General features: G+C 72.0%; 19 protein-coding genes. 15 read left to right on the top strand and 4 right to left on the bottom strand.

The window, feature by feature from the left end; genetic code table 11:
• Nucleotides 1–11 precede the first annotated feature (11 nt).
• Genes AQI94_RS14630 through AQI94_RS14560 form a run of 15 tightly spaced genes read left to right on the top strand, consistent with a single transcriptional unit; the run spans nucleotide 12 to nucleotide 18,517 of the window.
• Nucleotides 12–2,186 (top strand): bi-domain-containing oxidoreductase, encoded by a 2,175-nt coding sequence (locus AQI94_RS14630; protein ID WP_031040216.1) that lies wholly within the window; start codon nucleotides 12–14, stop codon nucleotides 2,184–2,186.
• Nucleotides 2,183–4,123 carry a heparinase II/III family protein gene (locus AQI94_RS14625; RefSeq protein WP_031040212.1) on the top strand — a complete coding sequence of 647 codons (1,941 nt, stop codon included), beginning with the start codon at nucleotides 2,183–2,185 and terminating at the stop codon, nucleotides 4,121–4,123. Before AQI94_RS14630 ends, AQI94_RS14625 begins: the two co-directional genes overlap by 4 nt.
• 7 nt (nucleotides 4,124–4,130) lie before the next feature.
• Nucleotides 4,131–5,678: a right-handed parallel beta-helix repeat-containing protein gene (locus tag AQI94_RS14620; protein WP_031040210.1), complete on the top strand. Its 1,548-nt coding sequence runs from the start codon at nucleotides 4,131–4,133 to the stop codon at nucleotides 5,676–5,678.
• A 1-nt stretch (nucleotide 5,679) separates the two neighbouring features.
• The gene (locus AQI94_RS14615) at nucleotides 5,680–6,912 is read left to right on the top strand and encodes a membrane protein (RefSeq protein ID WP_031040207.1); all 1,233 of its coding nucleotides are present in this window, start codon (nucleotides 5,680–5,682) and stop codon (nucleotides 6,910–6,912) included.
• Nucleotides 6,913–6,914: 2 nt separating this feature from the next.
• Nucleotides 6,915–8,159, top strand: a complete 1,245-nt coding sequence (locus tag AQI94_RS14610) for a glycosyltransferase (RefSeq protein ID WP_031040205.1) — start codon at nucleotides 6,915–6,917, stop codon at nucleotides 8,157–8,159.
• Nucleotides 8,156–9,415 (top strand): class I SAM-dependent methyltransferase, encoded by a 1,260-nt coding sequence (locus tag AQI94_RS14605; protein WP_031040200.1) that lies wholly within the window; start codon nucleotides 8,156–8,158, stop codon nucleotides 9,413–9,415. The genes AQI94_RS14610 and AQI94_RS14605 overlap by 4 nt, the downstream gene beginning before the upstream one ends.
• Nucleotides 9,412–10,197: a sugar phosphate nucleotidyltransferase gene (locus AQI94_RS14600; protein ID WP_031040198.1), complete on the top strand. Its 786-nt coding sequence runs from the start codon at nucleotides 9,412–9,414 to the stop codon at nucleotides 10,195–10,197. The genes AQI94_RS14605 and AQI94_RS14600 overlap by 4 nt, the downstream gene beginning before the upstream one ends.
• Nucleotides 10,194–10,841 (top strand): PIG-L deacetylase family protein, encoded by a 648-nt coding sequence (locus tag AQI94_RS14595; protein ID WP_031040195.1) that lies wholly within the window; start codon nucleotides 10,194–10,196, stop codon nucleotides 10,839–10,841. Before AQI94_RS14600 ends, AQI94_RS14595 begins: the two co-directional genes overlap by 4 nt.
• A 4-nt stretch (nucleotides 10,842–10,845) precedes the next feature.
• On the top strand, nucleotides 10,846–11,871 hold the full coding sequence (locus AQI94_RS14590; RefSeq protein WP_031040193.1) for an NAD-dependent epimerase/dehydratase family protein: 1,026 nt from the start codon (nucleotides 10,846–10,848) through the stop codon (nucleotides 11,869–11,871).
• Nucleotides 11,868–13,142 (top strand): DUF4910 domain-containing protein, encoded by a 1,275-nt coding sequence (locus AQI94_RS14585; RefSeq protein WP_404817915.1) that lies wholly within the window; start codon nucleotides 11,868–11,870, stop codon nucleotides 13,140–13,142. The genes AQI94_RS14590 and AQI94_RS14585 overlap by 4 nt, the downstream gene beginning before the upstream one ends.
• Nucleotides 13,139–14,446 (top strand): MATE family efflux transporter, encoded by a 1,308-nt coding sequence (locus AQI94_RS14580; protein WP_062229754.1) that lies wholly within the window; start codon nucleotides 13,139–13,141, stop codon nucleotides 14,444–14,446. Before AQI94_RS14585 ends, AQI94_RS14580 begins: the two co-directional genes overlap by 4 nt.
• Complete coding sequence (locus AQI94_RS14575) at nucleotides 14,443–15,390, top strand: glycosyltransferase family 2 protein (protein ID WP_031048755.1); 948 nt, start codon at nucleotides 14,443–14,445, stop codon at nucleotides 15,388–15,390. Before AQI94_RS14580 ends, AQI94_RS14575 begins: the two co-directional genes overlap by 4 nt.
• Nucleotides 15,387–16,619 carry a polysaccharide pyruvyl transferase family protein gene (locus AQI94_RS14570; RefSeq protein ID WP_031048756.1) on the top strand — a complete coding sequence of 411 codons (1,233 nt, stop codon included), beginning with the start codon at nucleotides 15,387–15,389 and terminating at the stop codon, nucleotides 16,617–16,619. The genes AQI94_RS14575 and AQI94_RS14570 overlap by 4 nt, the downstream gene beginning before the upstream one ends.
• Nucleotides 16,616–17,167, top strand: a complete 552-nt coding sequence (locus AQI94_RS14565; RefSeq protein WP_031048757.1) for a dTDP-4-dehydrorhamnose 3,5-epimerase family protein — start codon at nucleotides 16,616–16,618, stop codon at nucleotides 17,165–17,167. The genes AQI94_RS14570 and AQI94_RS14565 overlap by 4 nt, the downstream gene beginning before the upstream one ends.
• Nucleotides 17,168–17,173: 6 nt before the next feature.
• Nucleotides 17,174–18,517, top strand: a complete 1,344-nt coding sequence (locus AQI94_RS14560) for a glutamate-1-semialdehyde 2,1-aminomutase (protein WP_031048759.1) — start codon at nucleotides 17,174–17,176, stop codon at nucleotides 18,515–18,517.
• A 7-nt stretch (nucleotides 18,518–18,524) separates the two neighbouring features.
• On the opposite strand, the gene AQI94_RS14555 is transcribed toward AQI94_RS14560, so the two are convergent.
• The 4 genes from AQI94_RS14555 to AQI94_RS14540 all read right to left on the bottom strand — a co-directional run bounded on the left by AQI94_RS14555 (nucleotide 18,525) and on the right by AQI94_RS14540 (nucleotide 21,829).
• A complete protein-coding gene (locus AQI94_RS14555) occupies nucleotides 18,525–19,211 on the bottom strand; it encodes a phosphatase PAP2 family protein (RefSeq protein WP_031048760.1) in 687 nt (228 codons plus the stop codon).
• A gap of 163 nt (nucleotides 19,212–19,374) precedes the next feature.
• Entirely contained in the window at nucleotides 19,375–19,974 is a 600-nt protein-coding gene (locus AQI94_RS14550; RefSeq protein ID WP_031048762.1) for an acyltransferase, read from the bottom strand.
• 14 nt (nucleotides 19,975–19,988) lie between these two features.
• The gene (locus tag AQI94_RS14545) at nucleotides 19,989–21,005 is read right to left on the bottom strand and encodes a zinc-dependent alcohol dehydrogenase (protein ID WP_031048765.1); all 1,017 of its coding nucleotides are present in this window, start codon (nucleotides 21,003–21,005) and stop codon (nucleotides 19,989–19,991) included.
• Nucleotides 21,005–21,829, bottom strand: a complete 825-nt coding sequence (locus AQI94_RS14540; RefSeq protein ID WP_324607562.1) for an IclR family transcriptional regulator — start codon at nucleotides 21,827–21,829, stop codon at nucleotides 21,005–21,007. Before AQI94_RS14540 ends, AQI94_RS14545 begins: the two co-directional genes overlap by 1 nt.
• Nucleotides 21,830–21,843 lie beyond the last annotated feature (14 nt).

Here is a 21,843-nt window from a genome sequence, read left to right as displayed (position 1 = left end):
AGGGGACTTCGGTGAAACAGGTAGTACAGAACTACAAGAGCGGCGAGCTTGCGGTGCTCGACGTGCCGGTGCCGGGGTGCAAGCCGGGCGGTGTGCTGGTCCGCAGTGCCTTCTCGCTGATCTCCACCGGCACCGAGATGATGAAGGTGTCCGAGGCCGGCATGTCGATGCTGGGCAAGGCCCGCTCCCGCCCCGACCAGGTGGCCAAGGTCATGCAGAGCGTGGCCACCAACGGGGTGCCCGCCACCTACCGCAAGGTGATGGGCAAGCTGGACTCCTACACCCCGCTGGGCTACTCGCTGTGCGGGGTGGTCGAGGAGGTCGGCGCCGGGATCGACGACGTGAAGGTCGGCGACCTCGTGGCCTGCGCCGGCAACGAGCACGCGCTGCACGCCGAGCTGAACTGGGTGCCGAAGAACCTCTACGCGCCGGTGCCGGACGGCCTCGCGCCCCGGCACGCGGCCTTCGGCACCGTCGGATCGATCGCGATGCAGGGCGTCCGCCAGGGCGAGCCGCAGCTCGGCGAGGTCGCGCTGGTCATCGGCCTCGGCCTGATCGGGCAGTTGGTGGTGCAGCTCCTCACCGCTGGGGGAGTCCGTGTCGTCGGCGCCGACCCCGACCCCTCGCGCTGTGAACTCGCCGAGAGCCTGGGCGCCGCGGCGGCCGGCGACCCCGGTTCCGCGGCCGTGGAGGCAGCGGTGGCCGAACTCACCGATGGCCACGGCGTCGACCAGGTGTACCTGGCCGCCGGCGGCGGCAGCAACCAGCCCGTCGAGCTGGCCGCGCGCCTCTGCCGGGACCGCGGCCGGGTCGTCGACATCGGCAAGTGCCGCCTGGACCTGCCGTGGAACGCGTACTACGAGAAGGAACTCGACGTCCGCTTCTCCCGCAGCTACGGCCCCGGGCGCTACGACCCGTCGTACGAGCTGGAGGGGCGCGACTACCCGATCGGCTACGTGCGCTGGACCGAGCGCCGCAACCTGGCGTGCTTCCTCGACCTCATGGCCCGCGGGCGCGTCGACGTGGAGCCCCTGATCTCCCATGTCGCCGACTTCGACGACGCCGTCGAGACCTACCAGCGCCTCAAGGACGGCGAGCTGAAGGCCATCACCGCGCTGTTCCGGTACCCCGAACAGGACGCCCAGGAGACCGAGGCCCCGTCGGTGGCCGTGCCCGCGGTGAACGTGAAGCCGACGCCCGCCCGGACCGCCAAGACCCCGGTGCGCCTCGCGTTCGTCGGCGCCGGCAACTACGCGACGTCGATGCTGCTGCCGCACCTCGCCCGGCGCGAGGGCGTCGAGCTGGCGACCGTGGTCACCACGACCTCGCTGTCCGGGGCCAACGCGCAGCGCAAGTTCGGCTTCAAGGAGGCGACCACCGACCTTGACGCCGTGCTCGGCGACAAGTCCGTCGACGCGGTCTTCGTGGTCACCCGGCACAGCTCGCACGCCGAACTGACCCGGCAGGCACTGCTGGCCGGCAAGACCGTGTTCGTGGAGAAGCCCCTGGCGCTCACCGAGGACGAACTGGCCGGCGTGCTCGCGGCGGTGGAGGAGTCCGGCAACGACCGGCTCCAGGTGGGCTTCAACCGCCGCTTCGCACCGCTGCTCCAGGAGGCCAGGACGCACTTCGGCACCCGGACCGGTCCGGCGCACCTCCGCTACCTGGTCAACGCGGGCCGTCTCACGCACGGCAGCTGGTACCTCCAGCAGGGCACCGAGGGCTCGCGGTTCGCGGGCGAGGGCGGCCACTTCATCGACACGGCGAGCTGGCTGCTCGACGCGGACCCGGTGTCGGTGTACGCGACCGCCACGTCCGGCAACGAGGACCTCCAGGTCGTGCTGCGCTACCCGGACGGTTCCACCGCCACCATCAGTTACGTCACCACCGGCCCGTCCGGCTTCCCCAAGGAGACGCTGGACTTGGTCGCCGACGGCCGCGCGCTGCGGCTCGACGACTTCGTGCGGGCCTCGGTGTACGGCCGTAAGAAGTGGGTCAGTTCGAGGCTGCCCAAGGCGCGGGACAAGGGCCAGAACGCCGAACTGGCCGCGTTCGTCAAGGCGGTTCGGACCGGTGGGCCGATGCCGGTGCCGCTTCAGTCGCTGGTGGCCACCACGGCGGCCACCCTGGCCGTGCAGGCCGGCCTGGCCGGTGGCGTGCCGGTGACGTTGGCGGGGTCCAAGTGACCATGAGCGTGGGCTGGTACCTCCGGCGGCTGTCCCGGATGGGGCCGCAGGAGATCGCCGGCCGAGTCGGTGACACGGTGCGCAGACGGCGCTGGCGGTCGGCGCCGCCCGACTGCCCGAGCGTGACCGGCGCCCGGTTCACCGCCGTGCTGCCCGCCGGGACCATCGCCGCCGTACCCGCCGACGCCGCCAAACGCCTCGTCGCCGAGGCGGACCGGCTGATGGACGGGCACGCCGAGTTCTTCGGGGTGGTCCGCGACGACCTGGCCGACCCGGACTGGTGGCGCGACCCGAAGACCGGGCTCCGGGCCCCTGCGGGCTACGCCTTCGACGTGCCGTACCGCAGCGAGGACACGGTCGGGGACATCAAGCAGATCTGGGAGCCGTCCCGGCACCAGTACCTCACCCAGCTCGCGGCCGCCTACGCGGTCACCGGGAACGAGCGGTACGCCGAGCGGGTGGCCGAGCACCTGCGGTCGTGGTGGGAGGCCAACCCGCCGCTGCGCGGTGTCCACTGGATCAGCGGCATCGAGCTGGGCATCCGGCTGCTGTCCTGGGTGTGGATCCGCCGACTGCTCGACGGCTGGGCGGGCGCGGCCGACCTGTTCGAGGGCAACCCGGTGGCGCGCAACCAGATCTGGCACCACCAGCGCTGGCTGGCCGCCTTCCCCAGCCGGGGCTCCTCGGCGAACAACCATGTCATCGCCGAGGACGCCGGGCAGTTGGCCGCGGCCTGCGCGTTCGACTGGTTCCCCGCCTCGGCGCGCTGGCGGGCCGGCGCGCTGCGCTCGCTGGAGCGGCAGCTGCGCGCCAACACCTACCTCTCCGGCCTCAACCGCGAGCTGGCCACCGAGTACCACGGACTGGTCCTGGAGCTCGGCCTGGCCGCGGTGGCCGAGGCGGACGCGGCCGGGGCGCAGGTGCCCGCGACGGTCCGGCTGGTGCTGCTGCGCATGACCGACGCGCTCGCGGCGGTCGTGGACAACCGGCTCCGGCCGCCGCGTCAGGGCGACGCGGACGACGGGCACGGTCTGATCGTGGACGGCGCGGGCACCGACCGCTGGGCCTCGCTGCTGGCCACCGGGGAGGCCGTGTTCGGCCGGCTCGACTGGTGGCCGGAGGTGACCGGCACCGATGTGCGCACCCCGCTGCTGGCCGCGCTCGTCAAGCGCACCGAGCTGCCGGTGACCCGCCCGGAGAGCCGGCCGGCCCACTTCGCCGACGCGGGCATGACGATCCTGCGCGGCCCGGAGGAGATCTGGTGCCGCTGCGACGGCGGTCCGCACGGCTTCCTGTCCATCGCCGCGCACGCCCACGCGGACGCGCTGTCGGTGGAGGTCCGGCACGACGGTGTCGACGTGCTCGCCGACCCGGGTACGTACTGCTACCACGGGCAGCCCGAGTGGCGGCAGTACTTCCGCTCCACCCTCGGCCACAACACCCTGCAGCTGGACGGCGCCGACCAGTCCGTCTCCGGCGGCCCGTTCCTGTGGACCCGGCATGCCCGGACCCGTGTCCTGACCGCGGACCCGTCCGGCGAGCCGGCCCGCTGGTCCGCCGAGCACGACGGCTACGAGGGCTCCGTCCACCGCCGCAAGGTCGAACTGGATGCAGAGGCACAGGAGTTGCGGCTGGTCGACGAGGTGAGCGGCCCGCGCCGGACCGTGCGGCTGGCGTTCCACCTCGGCCCGGCGATCACCGCCGACCTGGCCGGGAACCGGGCCCGGCTCACCTGGACCCGCGACGGCGAGGACCGCTCCGCGGTGCTCGACCTGCCCGAGGAGCTGTCCTGGCAGGTGCACCGCGGCGAGAGCGAGCCGCCGCTGGGCTGGTACTCCGCCGGATTCGGGCGCAAGGAACCCGCCACCACTCTGATCGGCACCGGCTCCACCGACGGCACGGCGGGTTTCACCACCGTGCTCAGGTTCCGCGGCTAGGGGGCACGTGGTGATCAAGAGGCGGCCCTGGGCGTTGGCGGTGGCACCGCTGGCGCTGGCCCTGCTGGCGGCGACCGGCTGTGACAGCAGCACGCCGAAAGCCAGTGCGAACCCGACCGCCGTGCCGACCACGTCCGGGGCCCGGTCCGAGTCCCTGGCCCGGGTGTGCGCCAACCCCGCGGCCGGGCCGGCCAAGGCACCCGCGGGCGCGGTCACGGTCGACCCCGCGAAGGTCGGCGACCTGGTGGCGAAGACCAAGAGCAACCCCCCGAACACCACGTTCTGGCTCCGGCCGGGCAAGCACCGGCTCGACCCGGACCGCTTCGCCCAGGTCGTGCCCAAGAAGGGGGACCGCTACCTCGGCGCGCCGGGCGCGGTGCTCGACGGCGGGAAGAAGAACCAGTACGCGTTCAGCGGCAGCGCCGAGGACGTCACCATCCGCTACCTGACCGTGCAGCGTTTCGCGGCACCGTCCGACGAGGGCGTGGTCAACCACGACTCGGCCGACGGATGGGTGATCGAGGACTCCACGATCCAGGACAACGACGGTGCCGGGCTGATGGCGGGTGCCCGCCAGCGGGTCCGCGCCAACTGCCTCAGGAACAACGGCCAGTACGGCATGAACGCGTACAAGGGCAGCGGCCGTCTCGCCGGCCTGGTGGTCGAGGGCAACGAGATCGTCGGCAACAACACCGGCGACTGGGAGCGGCGCAAGCAGGGCTGCGGCTGCACCGGAGGCATCAAGTTCTGGGCCGTCGACGGCGCCGACATCCGGGGGAACTGGGTGCACGACAACCGGGGAACCGGCTTGTGGGCGGACACCAACAACAACGACTTCCTCATCGAGAACAACGTCATCGAGGCCAACGACGGTGCCGCGCTGATCTACGAGATCAGCTACAACGCGATCATCCGGAACAACACGATCCGGCGGAACAACTGGGTCGAGGGCCGCAAGGCGGCCGAGGCCGGTGACAGCTTCCCGTTCGCCACGATCTACCTGTCCGAGTCGGGCGGGGAACCGCGGGTCAAGGCCCGCACCGACAAGATCGAGATCTACCGGAACCTGCTGGAGAACAACTGGTCCGGGATCACCCTGTGGGAGAACGCCGACCGGTTCTGCAACAGCCCGGCCAACACCTCCTCCGGTGACTGCACGTTGCTGGTGAAGAAGACCGGCAGCTGCGCGGAGCCGGCGATCGCCAGGGCGCCGCTCTACGCCGACTGCCGGTGGAAGACCCAGCGGGTGGACATCCACGACAACCGCTTCGTGCTGGACACATCCGTCGTCAAGTGCACGACGAAGTGCGACCGGATGGCGGTGCTGTCCAACTACGGCACCTATCCGGACTGGTCGCCGTACAAGGGCGAGAAGGTGGCCGACGCGATCACGCAGCAGCAGCACAACCGCTGGCACGACAACGTCTATGTCGGGCCGTGGAAGTTCGTCGTCCACGACCCGAGCAGGACGCTCGAATTCCCGAGCTGGCAGGGCATGCCGAACCGACAGGACACGGGCAGCACGCTCGACTCCGACCCGAAGGCCGGTGGTTGAGATGGAGACAGAGCACACACCGAAGATCGTCGGGGTGGTCTGGGGACTGCTGGTCCTCAACACGCTCGGCTCCGCCGGGGCGAAGACCATCGTCCCGTTGCCCCGCTCCCTCATCCAGATGGTCACCATGGGCGCGCTGGTCCTCGCGTTCGCGTTGGCCCTCGCGGTCAATGCCCGGCTGCGCATCCGCGGCAGCGCATACGTCTTCCTGCTCACCCTGCTGCTGGTGACGAGCGTGATCTCCAGCGCTCACCTGGAGTCCGGGTTCGGCGCGCTGTTCCGCTGCTTCCGGCTGACGCTCTTCGTCGGCACGCTGTGGCTGCTCAGCCGCTGGTGGGACGGCACCCTGACGTTCGTACGGCACCACATCCGGATGTACTTCGCGGTGCTCGGATCGGTGGCCCTCGGCCTGGTCGTCTCCCCGGGCGCGGCCCTGCCGGACCTCTACGGCGGGCGGCTGGTCGGCGCGCTGTGGCCGCTCACGCCGCCGCAGATCGGCCAGTACGCCGCGGTGATCATCGGGCTCACCGTGCTGCTCCTCCTGGGCCGCCGGACCGACCGGACCAGCGCGGCGGTCGTCATCGTGCCCTCACTCGTCCTGCTCGCGCTGACCCATACCCGAACGGCCACACTCGGCCTGCTCCTCGGGCTGGTGCTGGCGATCGGCTCGCTCCTGCTCACCAGCGCCGCGGCCCGCCGCTTCTTCACCTGGGCGGTGGTGATCGCCACGGTGGCCGCGGTGGGGTTCGCCTCCGCGCTGCAGGCGTGGTTCCTGCGCGGGCAGAGCAAGGACAACTTCTCCAGCCTCACCGGTCGCGCCAAGGTCTGGGACGCCCTGCTGGCCGCGCCCCGGACGACCGGGGAGCAGTGGTTCGGCGTGGGTCTGGGCGACAAGTCGTTCGGCGGCCTGCCGATCGACAACAGCTGGCTGGCCGTCTACAACGAGCAGGGCCTGATCGGCGTCACACTCGTCGCGGCGATCATCATCGTGCTGGGCGGCGTCGCGTTGCTGCGGCCGCCGTCGCTCCAGCGGGCCTGCGCGATCTTCCTGATCAGCTACTGCGCGATCGCGTCGTACACCGAGGCCGGCCTCGGCGACGCCTCGCCGTATCTGCTGCATCTGGCCCTGGCCGCCGCCCTGTTGGTGGCACCTGCCGAGGCCACCCCCCTCGCGACGCCCGTCGTCCCCCGACAACGCGTCCCGCGCTGGGCCAAGAGAGCGGAGGTGAGGTGAGCATGCACGTCCTCGTGGTGCACAACCGTTACGGCTCGGCGCAGCCGAGCGGCGAGAACAAGGTCGTCGACCAGGAGGTGGAGCTGCTGCGCGAGGGCGGCCACCAGGTCGAGACGTTCGAGCGGCGCAGCGACGACATCGGCGCCATGTCCCTCCTCGCCAAGGTCGCGGTGCCCCTGCGGGTGCCGTGGAACCCGGCGGTCCGCACCGAACTCGCCACCCGGCTCCGCGCCGAGCGGCCGGACATCGTCCACGTCCACAACGTCTTCCCGCTCCTGTCGCCCGCGGTCCTCGCCGCCTGCGCCGACGCCGGCGTGCCCGCCGTGGCGACGCTGCACAACTACACCCAGGTCTGCCCGCCCGGCACCCTGCAGCGGGACGGCCGGCCGTGCACCGAATGCGTCGGATCGAAGGTGCCCCTGCCCGCCGTCCGGCACGGCTGCTACCGGGGCTCCCGTCTCGCGACCGTGCCGCTCGCGGTCAGCCTGTCGGCCAACCGGCGGCGGTGGTGGTCCGGTGTGGAGCGCTTCTTCTGCATCTCCGCGGCGCAGCGCGACGTCCTGGTGCGGGCCGGGATGCCGGCCGAGCGGCTGGCGGTGAAGCACAACTTCGTGCCCGACCCGGACGCGCGCCGCACGGACGCCGGCGAGCACGTGCTCTATCTCGGCCGGCTCGCGGAGGCCAAGGGCGTACGGCTGCTGATGGCCGCGTGGGACGAGATCGCGGCGAGCGGCGGGGTGGGGGTACCGCTTGTGATCGCCGGCACGGGACCGCTGGAGGCAGAGGTCATCGCCTGGGCGGCGGGCCGGGACGACGTGCGGTACGTCGGCCTGTACGACACGGCGGAGTGCCAGAAGGCCATCGCGCGGTCGGTCGCCGTGGTGGCTCCCTCGACATGGCTGGAGGCGTTCGGCCTGGTGGTCGTGGAGGCGATGGCGGCCGGGGTCCCGGTCGTCGCCGCCGGCCACGGCGCCTTCGTCGAACTCGTCGAGGATGGGGTGACCGGACTGCTGCACCAGCCGGGGGAGTCCGCCTCCCTCGCGTCCTGCATACGCCGGATCGCGGCGGAGCCGGACCACAACCGGGAGCTGGGCCGGGCGGCCCGGCTCCGTTACCAACAGGGTTTCAGCCCGGCGGTCGGCCTTGACCGTCTGGTTGACGAGTACCGCACCGTGATCGCGGGGCGGGCAGCACAGACTCGCGGCGGGGACATCCGCGCGAGCAGGGGGGATGGGGACAACAGATGACACGATGCCGACTGTGCGGTTCGGAGGCGATGGCGAGCGTCGTCGACCTCGGGGCGACGCCACCGTGCGAGAGCTTTCTTTCCGCGGACCAACTCGACGAGCCGGAGCCCGCGTACCCGCTGCACCTGCAGGTCTGCACCGACTGCTGGCTCGCGCAGATCCCGCCGCTGATCACACCGGAGGAGACGTTCAAGGAGTACGCGTACTTCTCCTCGTTCTCGACCTCCTGGGTGGAGCACGCGCGCACCTTCGTCGCCGACGCCGTGGAGCGCGCGGGGATCGACGCCGAAGGCTCCGACGCCTTCGTGGTCGAGGTCGCGAGCAACGACGGCTACCTGCTGAAGCACGTGGTGGACCGGGGGATCCGCTGCCTGGGCATCGAGCCCTCGGTGAACGTCGGCGCGGCGGCACGGGACAAGGGCGTGCCCACGCTCACCGAGTTCCTGAGCCCGGAGACCGGTTCGGCCGTCCGCGCCGAGCATGGCCCGGCGAACCTGGTCGTGGCCAACAACGTGTACGCGCACATCCCCGACGTGGTCGGCTTCACCCAGGGGCTGCGCGCCCTGGTCGCCGACGACGGCTGGGTCTCCATCGAGGTGCAGCACCTGCTGACCCTGATCGAGGAGAACCAGTACGACACGATCTACCACGAGCACTTCCAGTACTACACGGTCGCGTCCGCGATCCAGGCCCTCGCGAGCGGCGGACTGACGCTCGTGGACGTCGAGTTGCTGCCCACGCACGGCGGGTCCATCCGGCTGTGGTCGCGCCCGGCCGAGGTGGCCGGGGAGCCGACGCAGCGGGTGGCCGACGTGCTGGCCCGCGAGAAGGCCGCCGGGCTCCAGGAGCTGTCGGGCTACACCGAGTTCTCCGCCCGGGTGGCCAAGGTGCGCCGGGACCTCCTGAAGTTCCTCATCGAGGCGGCCGAGCGCGGCGAGACGGTCGTCGGCTACGGCGCCCCCGGCAAGGGCAACACCCTGCTCAACCACTGCGGCATCCGGCCCGACCTGCTCGCTTACACGGTCGACCGCAACCCCTACAAGCACGGCAGGTTCACGCCGGGCACCCGTATCCCGATCCTGTCGCCCGAGCAGATAGCCGCCGACAAGCCGGACTACGTGCTCGTCCTCCCGTGGAACCTGCGCGCCGAACTCACCGAGCAGCTGTCCTTCGTGCACGAGTGGGGCGGCCGGCTCGTCTTCCCCATCCCGGAACTGAGCGTCGTCGAGGTCGCGTCCCGAAAGGTCACAGCATGAAGGTCGTTCTGTTCTGCGGCGGTTACGGGATGCGGATGCGCAACGGAACCTCCGACGACGTGCCCAAGCCCATGGCCATGGTCGGTCCCAGACCGCTGATCTGGCATGTCATGCGCTACTACGCGCACTTCGGGCACACGGAGTTCATCCTGTGCCTCGGGTACGGGGCCCACCACATCAAGAACTTCTTCCTCAACTACGAGGAGACGACGTCCAACGACTTCGTGCTGCGCAAGGGCCGCACCGAGCTGCTGTCCACCGACATAGCCGACTGGACGATCACCTTCGCGCAGACCGGTATCGAGTCGCCGATCGGGGAGCGGCTGCGTCGCGTGCGCCACCACCTGGACGGCGACGAGATGTTCCTCGCCAACTACGCGGACGTCCTCACCGACGCCCCGCTGCCCGAGATGATCGAGAAGTTCTCCCAGCGTGACGCCGGCGCCTCGATGATGGTCGTGCCGCCCCAGTCCTCCTTCCACTGCGTGGAGCTGGGTGAGGACGGCCTGGTGGGCGGCATCACCGCGGTGAGCGACATGCCGCTGTGGGAGAACGGCGGCTACTTCGTGCTCCGCCAGGAGGTCTTCGACCACATCCCCGAGGGCGGGGACCTGGTCGCCGACGGATGCGGCGAACTGGCCAAGCAGGGACGGCTGGTGGCGCACCAGCACCGCGGCTTCTGGAAGCCGACCGACACCGTGAAGGAGCGGGCCGCGCTCGACGCCGCCTACGCCCAGGGCGACCGCCCGTGGGCCGTGTGGGAGCAGGGGGTGCGCGCGTGATACGGCTCGGGGCCGGGTCCCTGGACCGGATCGTCGCCGTGGGCGCGCACTGCGACGACATCGCCATCGGCGCCGGCGGCACGCTGCTCGCCCTGTGCCGGGCGCGGCCCGGTCTGCGGGTGGACGCGCTGGTGCTCTCCGGCGGCGGCACCGAACGCGAGCAGGAGGAGCGGGCCGCGCTCGCCGCCTTCTGCCCGGGGGCCGACCTGCGGCTGACCGTGCTCAAACTGCCGGACGGCCGTATGCCCGTCCACTGGGACGAGGCCAAGGCCGCGGTCGAGGAACTGCGCGCGCAGACCGACCCGGACCTGATCCTCGCCCCGCGCACCGACGACGCCCACCAGGACCACCGCGGCCTGGCGCGGCTGATCCCCACCGCCTTCCGCGACCACCTCGTGCTCGGCTACGAGATCGTCAAGTGGGACGGCGACCTCGGCCGGATGGCGGCGTACCAGCCGCTGTCGACGGAGATCGCCGAGGAGAAGGTGCGGCTGCTGCAGGAGCACTACGCCTCGCAGCGCCACCGGCCCTGGTACGACCGGGAGGCCTTCCTCGGCCTCGCCCGGATCCGCGGCATCGAATGCCACGAGCGGTACGCCGAAGCGTTCGCCGCCACCAAACTCACGCTCAACCTGGGGGGTTGAACCCATGCGCGTACTGCTTACCGGACACCAGGGCTACCTGGGAACCGTCATGGCCCCGGTCCTCGCCGCCGCGGGACACGAGGTCGTCGGCCTCGACGCCGGCCTGTTCGCCGACTCCGTCCTCGGCGAGACACCCGCGGACCCGCAGGGGCACCGCGTGGACCTGCGCGACGTCACGGCCGAACACGTGGCCGGCGTGGACGCCGTGATCCACCTGGCCGCGCTCTCCAACGACCCGCTGGGATCGCTGGCGCCGGAGCTCACCTACGACATCAACCACCACGCGTCCGTACGGCTGGCCCAGCTCGCCCGTGACGCCGGAGTGCGGCGCTTCCTGTACGCGTCGACATGCTCGGTCTACGGCGCCGCCGGCGGCGACGACCTGGTCGGCGAGGACGCCCCGCTGCGCCCGGTGACGCCCTACGCGGAGTCCAAGGTGCGGGTGGAGGACGACCTGCACACGCTGGCCGACGGCGACTTCACCCCGGTGTACATGCGCAACGCCACCGCCTTCGGCTACTCGCCCCGGCTGCGCGCCGACATCGTGCTGAACAACCTGGTCGGCCACGCGCTGCTGTCCGGCGAGGTGCTGGTGCTCTCCGACGGCACCCCCTGGCGCCCGCTGGTGCACGCGGCCGACATCGCCCGGGCCTTCACGGCCGCGCTGACCGCGCCGCGCGAGGCGGTCCACGACCGGGCGTTCAACATCGGCAGCGAGACCAACAACGTCACGGTCGCCGAGATCGCCGAGCAGGTCGCCGAGGCGGTGCCCGGCGCGAAGGTGCGCATCACCGGGGAGAACGGGGCCGACCCGCGCTCCTACCGGGTGGACTTCTCCCGGTTCCGCGCCGCGATCCCGGGCTTCGACATCGAGTGGTCCGTCAAGCGCGGCGCGCTCGAACTCGCCGACGCCTACCGGAAGTTCGGGCTGACCAAGGAAGCCTTCGACCAGCGCTTCACCCGGCTCGCCGTGCTGCGCGCCGCATCCGAGGCCGGCACCGTCGACGACACCCTGCGGTGGCGCCGATGAGCCGAGTCGGCGAGGAGATGTACGCCCTGGTGGAGCGGCTGTACCCGCTCTGCCGGAGCATCACCGGCGACGGTGTGCGCGCCACCCTGGACATCGTCGGCGAGTACCTCCCGCTCGACGTGCACGAGGTGCCGACCGGAACCCAGGTGCTCGACTGGACGGTGCCGCAGGAGTGGAACATCCGGGACGCCTACATCGCCGACCCGGAGGGCAACCGGGTCGTCGACTTCGCCGCGTCCAGCCTGCATGTGCTCGGCTACAGCGTGCCGGTCGCGCGGACCATGCCGCTGTCCGAGCTGCGCGCGCACCTGCACACCCTGCCGGACCAGCCGTCCTGGGTGCCGTACCGCACCAGCTACTACAAGCCGGAGTGGGGGTTCTGTCTGGCCCAGGACACCCTGGACGCGATGCCGGACGGCGAGTACGAGGTGCGCATCGACTCCACGCTCGCCGACGGCCACCTCACCTACGCGGAGCACGTGGTCCCGGGGCAGGTCGCCGACGAGGTGATCGTCTCCTGCCACACCTGCCATCCGGCGCTGGCCAACGACAACATGGCCGGCGTGGCGGTGGCGACCTTCCTGGCCAGGGAGCTGGCCCGGCGGACGCCGTACTACACCTACCGGTTCATCTTCGCGCCCGGCACCATCGGCGCGATCACCTGGCTGGCCCGCAACGCGGACAGGGTCGAGCGGGTCAAGCACGGCCTGGTGCTCGCCTGCGCCGGTGACCCGGGCCCGCTCACCTACAAGCAGAGCAGGCGCGGCGACGCGGAGATCGACCGGGTGCTGCGGCATGTGCTGACCACGTCCGAACGCCCGCACCAGGTCAACGAGTTCACCCCGTACGGCTACGACGAGCGGCAGTACTGCTCGCCCGGGTTCAACCTCGGCGTCGGCTCGCTCACCCGTACCCCGTACGCGGGCTATCCCGAGTACCACACCTCGGCGGACAACCTGGACTTCGTCTCCCCGGAGGCGATGGCGGACACCCTCGCGGTGTGCCGCGAGGCGTTCGCCGTCCTGGACCGCAACCGGCGCTACCTCAACCTCAGCCCCTACGGCGAACCGCAGTTGGGGCGGCGCGGGCTGTACGACGCGCTCGGCGGGCGCAGCGACACCAAGCAGGCCCAGATGGCCATGCTCTGGGTGCTCAACCTCTCCGACGGCGAGAACGGTCTGCTGGACGTCGCCGAGCGGTCCGGGCTGCCGTTCGACACCGTCGCCGCCGCGGCCGGCGCACTGCACGAGGCAGGGCTGATCAAGACATGACGTCGATGCCCGTCGAGGGGGAGAATCCGCCGACAGCGGCGCCACGGGCCGGATCCGCCCGGCGGGCCCTCGTCGGCCGGCTGTCCTGGGGCCTGGCCGACCAGGCGGCCTCCAGCATCAGCAACTTCGCGGTGGGCATCTACGTGGCCCGCTCGCTGGGCGTGACCGCGTTCGGCGTGTTCAGCCTTGCCTGGGTCACCTACGGCGTGGTGCTGAACGTCTCGCGCGGCCTGTCCACCGACCCGCTCGTGGTGCGCTTCAGCGGTGTGCCGGAAGCGTCCTGGCGCGGGGCGGTGGCCCGCTCGACGGGTACCGCGCTCGGCGTCGGCACCTCCATCGGCGCGGTGTCCCTGGTGGTCGGCCTGGCTCTCGGTGGCCGGCTCGGGTCCGCCTTCGCCTGCCTGGGCGTGATGCTGCCGGGGCTGCTGCTGCAGGACGCCTGGCGGTTCGCGTTCTTCGCCGCGGGCAACGGGCGCAAGGCCTTCGTCAACGACGTGGTGTGGTGCGTGGCACTCGTCCCGGCCCTGGTCGCGGCGGCCCATGTGGGCACCGTGGGCGCCTTCGTGCTGGCCTGGGGCGCTTCCGCGGCGGTGGCCGCCGCGTACGGCTGCCTCCAGTGCGGCATCCGGCCCCGGCTGACCGAGGCACGCGGGTGGCTGCGCGAGCAGCGCGATCTCGGCTACCGGTACCTGGTCGAGAACGTCAGCCTCAGCGGCGCCAGCCAACTGCGGGCCTACGGGCTCGGTGCGATCGTCGGCGTCGGCGCGGTCGGCGCGGTGCGGGGTGCCGAACTGCTGATGGGCCCCTTCCTCGCCGTCCTGATGGGACTGTCGCTGGTCACCGTCCCGGAGGCGGCACGGGTGCTGCGGAAGTCCCCGCACCGCCTCGGCACCTTCTGCCTGCTGCTGGGCGGCGGACAGGCCGTCGCCGCGCTGCTGTGGGGCGGCTCGCTGCTGCTGCTGCCGAACCGGCTCGGCGACCTGGTGCTCGGCAGCGTCTGGCACTCCTCCTCGCACCTCATCGTGCCGATCACCTTCAGCGTGGCGGGCGCGGGCCTGGGTACCGGCGCCGCGGCCGGACTGCGCGCCCTCGGCGCCGCCCGGCGCAGCCTGCGCTCCCAGCTGTTCGCCTCCGTCTGCTACGTCGGCGGCGGACTCGGCGGGGCCGCGATCGCCGGCACGGTCGGCTCTGCCTGGGGCGTCGCCGCCGCGACCGTCAGCGCCTCGGCCGTGTGGTGGCTGCACCTGCGGTCCGCCCTGCGCGAGCACCGCCACAACCCCATTCCCGAAGTGAGGACCTCATGACCGCCCAACCCAGGCTGACCATCGGCCTGCCCGTGTACAACGGCGAGGAGTACCTGGCGGAATCGCTCGACGCGCTGCTCGGTCAGACCTACGGGGACTTCGAGCTGGTCATCTCCGACAACGCCTCGACCGACGGGACCGAGGACATCTGCCGCAAGTACGCCGCGCAGGACCCACGCATCCGCTACCTCCGGCTGCCCCGGAACATCGGCGCCACCCCGAACCACAACCGCGTCCTCGCCGAGTGCCGCACCGAACTGTTCAAGTGGGCCTCGCACGACGACCTCTACGCCCGCGATCTGCTCCGGCGCTGCGTCGAGGCCCTCGACGAGCGGCCGGACGTGATCCTCGCCCACGCCGACCAGGCGGTCATCGACGGCGACGGCCAGGTGAAGGTCCCCTACGAGTACACCCTCGCGACCGGCTCACCGCACGCGCCGGAGCGCTTTCGCAGCATGCTGTTCGAGCCCGGCGGTGACGACTTCTACGGAGTGATCCGGGCCGACGCGCTGCGCCGGGTGAAGCCGATGGACAGCTACCACCACGCGGACCGCACGTATGTAGCCGAGATCGCCCTCCACGGGCGCTTCCACCAGGTGCCGGAACTGCTGTACTTCCGCCGCGACCACCCCACCCGTGCCGAGCGGGCGAACCCGTCCAAGCGCTCCCGGTGCGTCAACCTGGACCCGCGCAGGGCGGGTCCGCTGCACCCGACGCCCCGGCTGCTCGCCGAGTACGTCTGGGGCTTCGTCTCGGCGATCCACCGGGCCCCGCTGTCCGCGGCCGACCGGCGCGAGTGCTACCGCCACCTGGCCGCCTGGATGACCAGCCGGGCCCGGCCCGGCACCGGTGAGCGGGTCGAGGACCGCGCCCCGGTGGACCCGGCCAAGCTGACCGTCTCCGTGGACGAGCTCGTCGCCGGCCGAGAGGGGAGGCGGGCATGACCTCGGCGGACGAAACCCCGGCACGCGTCGGGGTGTTCGGCCTGCTCGGCTCCGGCAACCTCGGCAACGACGGGTCGCTGGAAGCCCTCCTCGCACACCTGCGCGCCGAGCACCCGGACGCGAGCGTGGACGCGCTGTGCGGCGGACCCGAGGCGGTGACGGCCAGGTTCCGGATCCCCGCGACGCGGCTGCACTGGAACCGCGCGGAGTACCGGACCGCGTCCCGGGCGAGTGCGATCGTGTTCAAGGGGCTCGGCAAACTCGTCGACGTCTACCGCACCGCCGCCTGGGTGCGCCGGCACGACGTGGTCATAGTGCCGGGCATGGGCGTCCTGGAGGCCACCCTGCCGCTGCGGCCGTGGGGCTTCCCGTACTCGCTGTTCCTGCTCTGCGCGAGCGGACGGCTCCTTGGCACCCGGGTCGCGCTGGTCAGCGTAGGCGCCGCCGAGATCCGCAACCGGCCGACGCGTGCCCTGGTGCGCTGGTCGGCACGGCTCGCCGTGTACCGGTCCTACCGGGACGAGCAGTCCCGTGACGCGATGCGCGCGATGGGCGTGGACACCTCGCGCGACGAGGTCTACCCCGACCTCGCGTTCGCCCTGCCCGCACCGCAGTCCGAAGTGCCCGCCGGTGCGCCGGGTCCCGTCTGCCTCGGCGTCATGGACTTCCACGGCGGCAACGACGACCGCGACCGGGCCGAGGAGATCTACCGGCGCTACCTCGACGGGACGATCACGTTCGTCCGCGCGCTCGTCGAGGAGGGCAGACCGGTCCGGCTCCTCACCGGCGACCAGTGCGACCTGTCGGTGGTCGCCGCGATCCTCGACGCCGTCGACTCACCCCTGGTCACCGCGGCCGAACCGGCCTCACTGGCCGACCTGATGAACGAGATGGCGGCCGCCGACACCGTGGTGGCCGTCCGCTACCACAACCTGATCTGCGCCCTGAAGACCGGAACGCCCGTGCTCGCCCTGTGCTACGCGGCGAAGAGCAACGCGCTGATGGACCGGATGGGCCTCGGCGCGTACTGCCACCCGGCCCGCGAGGTCGACGCCGACCGGCTGCTCGAACAGTTCCGGGACCTGGAGAAGCACGCGGCGGAGGTACGGCGGACCCTCGCCGAGGGAAACCGGGTCGTCGCCCGGCAACTCGCCCAGCAGTTCACCGCTTTGACCACGACCCTGTTCCCGGCGAACTCCCACGCCCACGCCCCGCGGAAGGCTCCATGAAAGCGACCGAAGTCCCCGAGATCGCCGGCGCGTACCTGTTCGAGCCCACCCCGTACGCCGACGAACGCGGCTTCTTCTGCCGCACCTTCGACGTCGACGTGGTCCGCTCGGTGGGCCTCGACCCGCACGCCTTCGTCCAGGACAGCCTCTCCCGCTCGGTCCGGGGCGTGGTGCGCGGCCTGCACCTGCGCTCCGGCGCCGGCGAGGCCAAGCTCGTGCGGTGCTCGTACGGGGAGATCTTCGACGTCGTCGTCGACCTGCGGCCGGACTCGCCGACGTACCTCGGCCGGGCCTTTTTCGAGCTGTCCGGTGAGACGCAGAAGACCGTCTACATCCCGGCGGGATGCGCTCACGGCTTCCAGGCTCTTACCGAAATCACAGATACCTCTTACCGTATCGACAGAGAGCACGATCCCTCCGAGGACGTGACGATCGCCTTCGACGACCCGGAACTCTCCATTCCCTGGCCACTGCCGGTCACGTCGATGTCCCAGCGGGACCGGGAGGCGCCGAGCCTCGCCGAGGTCCTGAAGCACAAGGAAGGCTGACGTCGGTTGACCCACGAACACACCGAAGAGACCGCGGAGTTCGTCCTGGCCCGGTCGCGGACGGCGAATGAGCGGCTGCACGCCCTGATCCCCGGGGGCGCGCACACCTACGCCAAGGGTGACGACCAGTACCCCGAGAACCTGGCCCCCGTCATCAGCCACGGCCGCGGTGCCCACGTATGGGACGTCGACGGCAACCGCTACATCGAGTACGGGTCCGGCCTGCGGTCGGTCAGCCTCGGACACGCCCACCCTCGCGTGACCGAGGCGGTGCGGCGGGAGATCGACCGCGGCAGCAACTTCGTCCGGCCGTCCATCGTGGAGGTCGAGGCCGCGGAACGCTTCCTGGCCACGGTGCCGACCGCGGAGATGGTGAAGTTCGCGAAGAACGGCTCCGACGCCACCACCGCCGCGGTACGCCTCGCCCGCGCCGCCACCGGGCGCCCGCGGGTGGCCCTCTGCGCCGACCATCCGTTCTTCTCCACCGACGACTGGTTCATCGGCACCACACCGATGTCCGCCGGCATTCCGTCGGCGACCAACGAGCTCACCGTGTCGTTCCCCTACGGGGACCTGGCCGCCACGGAGGACCTGCTCACCCGGTACCAGGACGAGGTCGCCTGTCTGATCCTCGAACCCGCCACCCACACCGAGCCGCCGCCCGGGTACCTCGCCGGCCTGCGTGAACTGGCCGACCGGCACGGCTGTGTCCTGATCTTCGACGAGATGATCACCGGCTTCCGCTGGTCCGAGGCGGGCGCCCAGGGCCTGTACGGCGTGGTCCCCGACCTCTCCACGTTCGGCAAGGCGCTGGGCAACGGGTTCGCCGTGTCCGCGCTGGCCGGGCGTCGCGAGCTGATGGAGCGCGGCGGACTGCGTCACTCCGGCGAGCGCGTCTTCCTGCTGTCCACCACGCACGGCGCCGAGACGCACTCCCTGGCCGCCGCGATGGCCGTGCAGACCGTCTACACCGAGGAGGGCGTCACCGCGCGGCTGCACGCCCTCGGCGAGCGGCTGGCCGCCGGTGTCCGCGAGGCCGCGGCCGGCATGGGCGTCGAGGAGCACGTCGTCATCCGGGGCCGGGCCAGCAACCTGGTCTTCGCCACCCTCGACGAGAACGGGCAGCCGTCGCAGGAGTACCGCACGCTGTTCCTGCGCCGGCTCCTCGCGGGCGGGGTGCTGGCCCCGTCGTTCGTGGTGAGCGGCGCGCTCAGCGACGCCGACATCGATCACACCGTCGACGTGGTGGCCGAGGCATGTGCGGTGTACCGCAAGGCGCTGGACGCCGCGGACCCCACGCCCTGGGTGGGCGGACGCCCGGTGAAGCCCGTATTCCGTCGCCTGGCGTGACGTGACGTCAGCGCGGCTCCCGCCGGCCGGCGCCGGCCGTACGGACGGCCAACCGGTCGGCTGCCCGGTCGACCAGCCACGCGGTCGCCGGAACCACCGCCAGCGCGGTGCACCAGCCGCCGAGCGCGTCGGTGGGATAGTGCGCGCCCAGGGCGACCTCCGCCCACCCCATCGCGGCGCCGGCCAGGAGCGCCGCGCAGAGCACGAGTGACGTGCCGGCCGTCCTGCCGAGGCCGAGCCGGTCCGTCGCGAGCAGCGCCACGACGAGGGCGAGTGCGGTGAAGAAAGCGGTGTGCCCGCTCGGATAGGACAGGTTGTCGGCGCCGTGGATGGTGCGCCCCACCAGACGCTTGAGCAGCGTCGCCGTCCCCACGACCACGACGGCGCCGGCGACGGCGAGCACCGCCGCGCGTGGACGGCGGAGCAGCAGGCAGCCCGCCACGACGACCGTCACCAGCAGCACCGATCCGACAGGCTCTCCCAGGAAGTCCAGAGCCAGAGCGACACGCCGCCATGGCGGCCCCACACTGTCCGCCGTCGGCGCGACGATCCACCGGTCCACCCTGCCGGGCAGACCGTGGCCGGCGTACAGGGCCCCGATCACCGAGACCACCAGCGCGGCGAGGGCCGCGACCAGCCCGAGCGGCGCACGCAGCGACGGGGGCAGCACCGCGGACGTCCGCCGGCCGGTCACACGCCCACCGCGCCCGCGGGCCCCAACGCGTCCCGGACGCGGTCCCCCTTGCCCTCGATCTCGCCCGTGATCACGGTCGACACGCTATCGGAAGGCACCGCCAGGCGCGGGCGGACCAGGGACGAACAGGACACACAGCCCGCGCTTCGACGGAAAACAGACGTCATACGCGCGCGACGAGACGGCCGTCCCGCTCGTCGTGCAGCGCACCCGTCTCGGGGCACTCCCAGACCCCCGGCTCGCCCTCCCGCTCCACCAGTCGTACGCCGGCCCGGCCCACCCAGCCGACGCGGCGTGCCGGAACCCCGGCCACGAGCGCGTGGTCGGGCACGTCCCGAATCACCACGGCGCCCGCCGCGACCAGGGCCCAGCGACCGATCCTTACCGGGGCCACGCACACCGAACGGGCCCCGAGGGAGGCCCCTTCGGCCACCTCCACCGCCACGGCCTCCCAGTCGCCGCCGCGCTTGAGTCTGCCCTCCGGGTCCACCGACCGTGGGAAGCGGTCGTTGGTGAGGACCGCCGCGGGGCCCACGAACACCCCGTCGCCGAGCACCGCGGGCTCGTAGACCAGCGCATGGTTCTGGAGCTTCACGTGGTCGCCGATCCGCACCCCGGGGCCGACATAGGCGCCCCGGCCCACGACGCACCCGCGCCCGAGCCGGGCGTGCTCCCGGATCTGGGCCAGGTCCCAGACCGTCGTCCCCTCGCCGATCGCCGCAGTCTCGTCGACCTGGGCGGTCGGCCGCACCTTGATCGCCATCGGGCCGAACCCCCTCAGACCGAGCCGGGATCGACGTGGATCTTGGGGCCCGGCCCGGCGCCGGGCGGCCGCTCGCCCGCGAGGACGGGGCCGATCGCGTCCAGCGCGACGGTGGCGGCCACGAGCGGCCTCGGGTCGACGACCCGCTCGGCGTAGGCCCTGATGGTGGCGTCCAGCCCGGGGGAGGCCGACAGGACGCCGACCGCCGTCACGTCCTTCAGGACGAGCGCGCGGGTGTCGATCCTGCTGGGTTCGCCGGCCAGCCCGATGTACACGAGCCGCCCGCCGGGTTCGACCAACTCCTGCGCGAGTGCGGGCAGACGGACCGCGTTGGTGGCGTCGACGACCGCGTCGAACGGCAGGTCCGGCAGGCTGTCCTCGCGCCAGGCGTGCGGAAAGCCCAGCGAGCGCGCGAAGGCGAGCGAGCCCTCGGTGGCACCCATCAGATGCACCTGCGCACCGGCGGCCCGGACGAACAGCGCGACCAGCAGGCCGATGGTGCCCGGCCCCAGCACCAGCACCCGGTCGCCGGGCCCCGCTCCGGTGGCCTGCGCGGCCCGCAGGGCGTTGCCGCCCGGTTCGACGAGCGCACCGAGCACCGGGTCCACGGAATCGGGGAGAACGTGCAACGAGAAGGCGGGAACGGCGAGTTGCTCGGCCAGGGCACCCGCGCGACCGCCCCGGATGCCCACCTCCTCCCGCTTCTCGCACACGTGCTGCCGGCCCCGCCGACAGCGGCGGCAGACCCCGCAGCCGAGCATCGTGTCGCCCATGACCCGCCGCCCGACCCAGCCCGGCTCGACCCCGGCACCCACCGCCCGCACCCGGCCCGCCCACTCGTGGCCCAGCCGCATCGGATAGCCGGCGTGGCCCTGGTGCAGATAGGTCATGGCGCCGGTGAAGAACTCCAGATCGGTGCCGCACACGCCGACCCGCTCGACATCGACGACGACCTCACCGGGAGCGGCGACGGGTGCCGGAACCTCCTGCACGGCGAACGCGCCGGGAGCCGTGAGGACGAAGGCACGCATCAGAAGGGCTCCTTCAAGGGGCCGAGTGCCTCACGGATCTCCGCCACGGCGTCCACCAGCACCCGCAACGGGGTCCGGTACGCCAGCGCGCTCACGCTCACGGCTCCGGAGGGAACCCGCGGCGAGGCGCCGTACACGGGCAGGGCGAGGCAGACGACGCCGGGCTCGTTCTCCTGGTCGTCGAGGGCGTATCCCCGCTCGCGCGTCTCCCGCAGCTCGCGGTGCAACTCCGCGGCCGTGCACAGGGTTCGGGGCGTCCGGCGAGCCGGGCGCGCCGTGCCGACCCATCGCCGTACGGCGTCAAGGGTGCCCAACTCGTGGGCGAGCAGCACCTTTCCGACGCCGGTCGCGTGAGCGGGGTTGCGGCCGCCGACCGTGGAGGTCAGCCGGACGGCACCGGTGGGAGGGTCGACCTTGGCGCGGTAGACGACCTCGCGGCCGTCCAGGACCGCGTAGTGGGCCGTCTCGCCGAACCGGGCGGCCAGGGTCTCCAACAGGGGCCGCATTCGGACGTGTTCGGGGCGGGCCTCGTGATGGGCGAAGGCCATCCGCAGGAACTCGTCGCCCAGCAGATAGCGCCCGCCGCGGTCCTGGCCGGCCAGACCGGCCCGGCGCAGTGCGGCCAGCGCCCGATGGACGGTCGGCTTGGGGCTGCCGACCGCCCGGGTGAGCTCGTCGAGCGCCACGCCGTCCGGATGCCGGGCCAGCTCCTTGAGCACCCCCAGCACCCGGTCCGATCCCACCAGACGGTCGCCCTCGGCGCGTTCCGTGCCGGGGGCTGTCGAAGCCGGAAGCCGCTGCGTATGCTGCATCGCGTTCCGGATAGTAGACCGCCGTA

The sequence above is a fragment of the Streptomyces pseudovenezuelae genome (genome assembly GCF_001513955.1).
Taxonomy (GTDB): domain Bacteria; phylum Actinomycetota; class Actinomycetes; order Streptomycetales; family Streptomycetaceae; genus Streptomyces; species Streptomyces pseudovenezuelae.
This window is presented reverse-complemented; position numbering and strand designations above follow the sequence as displayed.